General features: G+C 50.2%; 6 protein-coding genes. All 6 read right to left on the bottom strand.

All coding sequences use genetic code 11. The features are described from left to right. Positions 1-63: 63 nt before the first annotated feature. On the bottom strand, positions 64-429 hold the full coding sequence (gene rplL / locus FDX03_RS03180) for a 50S ribosomal protein L7/L12 (RefSeq protein WP_000028882.1): 366 nt from the start codon (positions 427-429) through the stop codon (positions 64-66). A gap of 66 nt (positions 430-495) precedes the next feature. Next, the gene (rplJ, locus tag FDX03_RS03175) at positions 496-993 is read right to left on the bottom strand and encodes a 50S ribosomal protein L10 (RefSeq protein ID WP_005132895.1); all 498 of its coding nucleotides are present in this window, start codon (positions 991-993) and stop codon (positions 496-498) included. A gap of 418 nt (positions 994-1,411) precedes the next feature. After that, the gene (rplA, locus tag FDX03_RS03170; protein WP_005132897.1) at positions 1,412-2,119 is read right to left on the bottom strand and encodes a 50S ribosomal protein L1; all 708 of its coding nucleotides are present in this window, start codon (positions 2,117-2,119) and stop codon (positions 1,412-1,414) included. 3 nt (positions 2,120-2,122) lie between these two features. Continuing rightward, positions 2,123-2,551 carry a 50S ribosomal protein L11 gene (gene rplK, locus FDX03_RS03165; protein ID WP_003033122.1) on the bottom strand — a complete coding sequence of 143 codons (429 nt, stop codon included), beginning with the start codon at positions 2,549-2,551 and terminating at the stop codon, positions 2,123-2,125. A gap of 155 nt (positions 2,552-2,706) precedes the next feature. Then, positions 2,707-3,252: a transcription termination/antitermination protein NusG gene (gene nusG, locus FDX03_RS03160; RefSeq protein ID WP_003033125.1), complete on the bottom strand. Its 546-nt coding sequence runs from the start codon at positions 3,250-3,252 to the stop codon at positions 2,707-2,709. Position 3,253: 1 nt separating this feature from the next. Next, the gene (gene secE, locus FDX03_RS03155; RefSeq protein WP_003033128.1) at positions 3,254-3,637 is read right to left on the bottom strand and encodes a preprotein translocase subunit SecE; all 384 of its coding nucleotides are present in this window, start codon (positions 3,635-3,637) and stop codon (positions 3,254-3,256) included. Between the last annotated feature and the right edge of the window lie 290 nt (positions 3,638-3,927).

The raw sequence follows: 3,927 nt of genomic DNA, 5'->3' as shown, positions 1-3,927 counted from the left end.
CTGGTGACTAAAAAGTCACCAGCCATCAGCCTAATTTCTTAGGCTGCAACCAGAAAAGTTGGCTTATTTAACTTCAACTTCAGCGCCAGCTTCTTCCAGAGATTTTTTCAGTGCTTCTGCGTCGTCTTTGCTCACGCCTTCTTTCAGCGCAGCCGGTGCAGATTCTACCAGGTCTTTAGCTTCTTTCAGACCCAAGCCAGTTGCGCCACGTACTGCTTTGATAACAGCAACTTTGTTAGCGCCAGCAGCTTTCAGAATTACGTCGAATTCAGTTTTTTCTTCAGCAGCTTCAGCCGGGCCCGCAGCTACAGCTACAGCAGCAGCAGCAGAAACACCGAATTTTTCTTCCATTGCAGAAATCAGTTCTACAACGTCCATTACGGACATAGCGGATACTGCTTCAATGATTTGATCTTTAGTGATAGACATTTAAATTGTTCCTGAAAATCAGAATAAGTTTATACGTAAGCAGATGCTTGAGAAAGATAACTGCGATTAAGCAGCTTCTTTCGCATCGCGTACAGCAGCCAGAGTACGAACCAGTTTGCCAGCCGAAGCTTCTTTCATGGTTGCCATCAGGCGTGCAATTGCTTCTTCGTAGGTCGGCAGGGTTGCCAGGCGATCGATGTTCGATGCCGTGATCAACTCACCTTCAAAGGCTGCGGCTTTGACCTCAAATTTTGCATTCGCTTTCGCGAACTCTTTGAACAGACGAGCAGCAGCGCCCGGGTGTTCCATAGAGTATGCAATCAGGGTCGGACCAACAAACGTGTCTTTCAGGCACTCGAACTGAGTACCTTCAACGACGCGGCGCAGCAGGGTGTTACGAACAACACGCATGTATACGCCAGCTTCACGACCTGCTTTACGCAGTTCAGTCATTTTATCTACAGTTACGCCACGGGAATCCGCAACTACTGCAGACAGCGCGCCTTTGGCTACTTCGCTGACTTCAGCAACAATCGCTTGTTTGTCTTGAAGATTTAAAGCCATTAGCTTTGCTCCTGGATGTTTGCCGGAACTCATGTTCCGGAACTCACTTCACTCTCCCCAACGGAGAGAGCGTCTAAATACGGTGAGCAGAAACAAGCCAGAGTATCAGAAATAATCTTAGCGTTCTGTCACCGTCTACGCAGGGCATTAAGTTTCTGACGAAACACCTGCGGTCTTCGACGGAGGCCTGGATAGGCCAGGCTCCAACGAACAAATCTTGTCTATGACTTCGCCCTTTGAACCGTAGCTGCGTTAGCTGCTCTCGTTCACACCGGTCATGTAGTTAACTACACTCCCAGCGATTCACTCAATTGCTGCCTTGCTACAATTCAAATGACTCGCATAGAGTTCTGTTTATTTCAACAGAAACGTGGGGGTAAGATTGTAGACAAAATCACCGCCCACGTAAAGGCGAATATTAGTTCGCCACAGTCGCAGTCAGACCGGACTGATCAACGGCAACACCAGCACCCATGGTGGTGGAGATGCTAACTTTCTTGATGTACACGCCTTTTGCCTGAGTCGGTTTTGCTTTTTTCAGCGCAACCAGCAGAGCTTCCAGGTTTTCTTTCAGTTTGTCAGCGTCAAAATCCACTTTACCGATGGTGGTGTGGATGATGCCGTTTTTGTCGTTACGGTAACGAACCTGACCCGCTTTAGCGTTCTTAACAGCTTCAGCAACGTTAGGGGTTACAGTACCAACTTTCGGGTTTGGCATCAGGCCGCGCGGACCCAGAACCTGACCCAGCTGGCCAACAACGCGCATTGCATCCGGGGAAGCAATAACAACGTCAAAGTTCATTTCGCCTTTCTTGATCTGGTCAGCCAGATCTTCCATACCTACCAGCTCAGCGCCTGCAGCTTTAGCAGCTTCAGCGTTTGCGCCCTGGGTAAATACGGCTACGCGAACGGAACGGCCAGTACCGTGCGGCAGTACAGTTGCACCACGTACGTTCTGGTCAGATTTACGAGCATCGATGCCGAGGTTAACGGCAACGTCTACGCTTTCTACGAATTTAGCAGTGGCCAGCTCTTTCAGCAGAGCGATAGCTTCGTTGATGTCGTACTGCTTAGTAGCATCAACTTTGTCACGGATCACGGACATGCGCTTGGTCAGTTTAGCCATTTCTTAGTCCTCCACTACCAGGCCCATGGAACGTGCAGTACCTTCAATGGAGCGAGTCATCGCTTCAATGTCGGAACCAGTCATGTCGGCAGCTTTGGTCTGCGCGATTTCCTGCAGCTGAGCGCGGGAAATTTTACCCACTTTGTCTTTGTTCGGCTTGCCGGAACCAGACTTGATACCAGCCGCTTTCTTCAGCAGAACTGCTGCCGGAGGCGTTTTGGTAACGAAAGTGAAAGAACGGTCAGCGTAAACGGTGATAACAACCGGGATCGGCAGACCTTTTTCCATGGAATCAGTCTTAGCGTTGAACGCTTTGCAGAATTCCATGATGTTCACGCCTTGTTGACCCAGTGCTGGACCTACCGGCGGACTCGGGTTAGCCATACCAGCTGCAACCTGCAGCTTGACATAGGCTTGGACTTTCTTAGCCATTCTAAATTCCTCTGATTGGGTTATAGCGCCTCAAGGAGGCTCCCCGTGATTAAATTCGTTTTACGGATAGGATCCATAAAAACAAAAGGCGCGAAATTGTATTCCAATCTCGCGCCTTGTGCAACGATTAAATCGTCGCTTTTTTGATCGGCGTATTAGGCTTTTTCAACCTGAGCGAAGTCCAGTTCAACCGGAGTCGCACGACCGAAGATAGATACGGAAACTTTCAGACGAGACTTCTCGTAGTCCACTTCTTCAACGACGCCGTTAAAGTCAGCAAACGGACCGTCGCTAACGCGAACCATTTCACCTGGTTCAAACATCGTTTTCGGACGCGGCTTATCGCCAACCTGCTGCAGACGGTTCATGATCGCATCAACTTCTTTGTCGCTGATCGGCGCCGGACGGTCAGATGTACCGCCGATAAAGCCCATCACACGCGGCACACTGCGCACCAGGTGCCAGCTTGCATCATTCATCACCATCTGGACCAGTACATAGCCCGGGAAGAATTTACGTTCGCTCTTGCGACGCTGGCCGCCACGGATTTCGACCACTTCTTCGGTCGGCACCATGACTTCGCCAAACAGCTCTTCCATATTTTGTAACTTGATATATTCGCGCAGCGATGTGGCTACGCGGCCTTCAAAACCGGAAAACGCCTGAACGACGTACCAGCGCTTTTTAGGGGCTTCAGACATCTTAGAACCTCAGGCCAGTGATAAAGGATACCAGGCGAACCAGAATACCATCCAGTCCCCACAGGATCAGTGACATTACCGCAGTGACCGCAGCAACGATCAGCGTGGTGTGCAGCGTTTCCTGGCGAGTTGGCCAAATGACCTTACGGACTTCGGTTCTCGCTTCACGGGCAAAAGCAACGGTCGCTTTACCTTTTGTTGTCAACAGCGCGACACCACCCGCTGCGGCAATCAGAATCACTACGGCCAGCGCACGCAGCGGCAGCATCATGTCACGATAGAGGTAGTTGCCAACGATAGCTACAAGCAGCAATACAGCGACAACAACCCACTTCATCGCTTCCAGGCCGCGCCCGCTTCCTTGAGCTTCGGTATTCGCACTCATAAACCAACCTGTCAGAAGTATTCTACAAACATTTTCACCCCGCGTAAGCGAGGCGATCCAAACCGAAATGCTCTGGTGCGTTTCGGACTAAACGCCCTCTTCAGAGCCTGTCTCAGCAATGATTATGACAAAAAAAATCACTGATGAGCCAGGTTCTGGTGTGAAAGCGTGCAAAAAGGGCATCAAATGATGCCCTTTTATTGCGCATTGCGTCAAATGTTATTCGGCAATTAGCTCATTACTTTGGCAACAACGCCCGCACCTACAGTACGGCCGCCTTCACGGATTGC

The organism is Citrobacter sp. wls827 (assembly GCF_005280875.1).
Lineage (GTDB): Bacteria > Pseudomonadota > Gammaproteobacteria > Enterobacterales > Enterobacteriaceae > Citrobacter > Citrobacter youngae.
The sequence above is the reverse complement of the archived record's forward strand: the minus strand, read 5'-3'. Positions and strand labels throughout refer to the sequence as shown.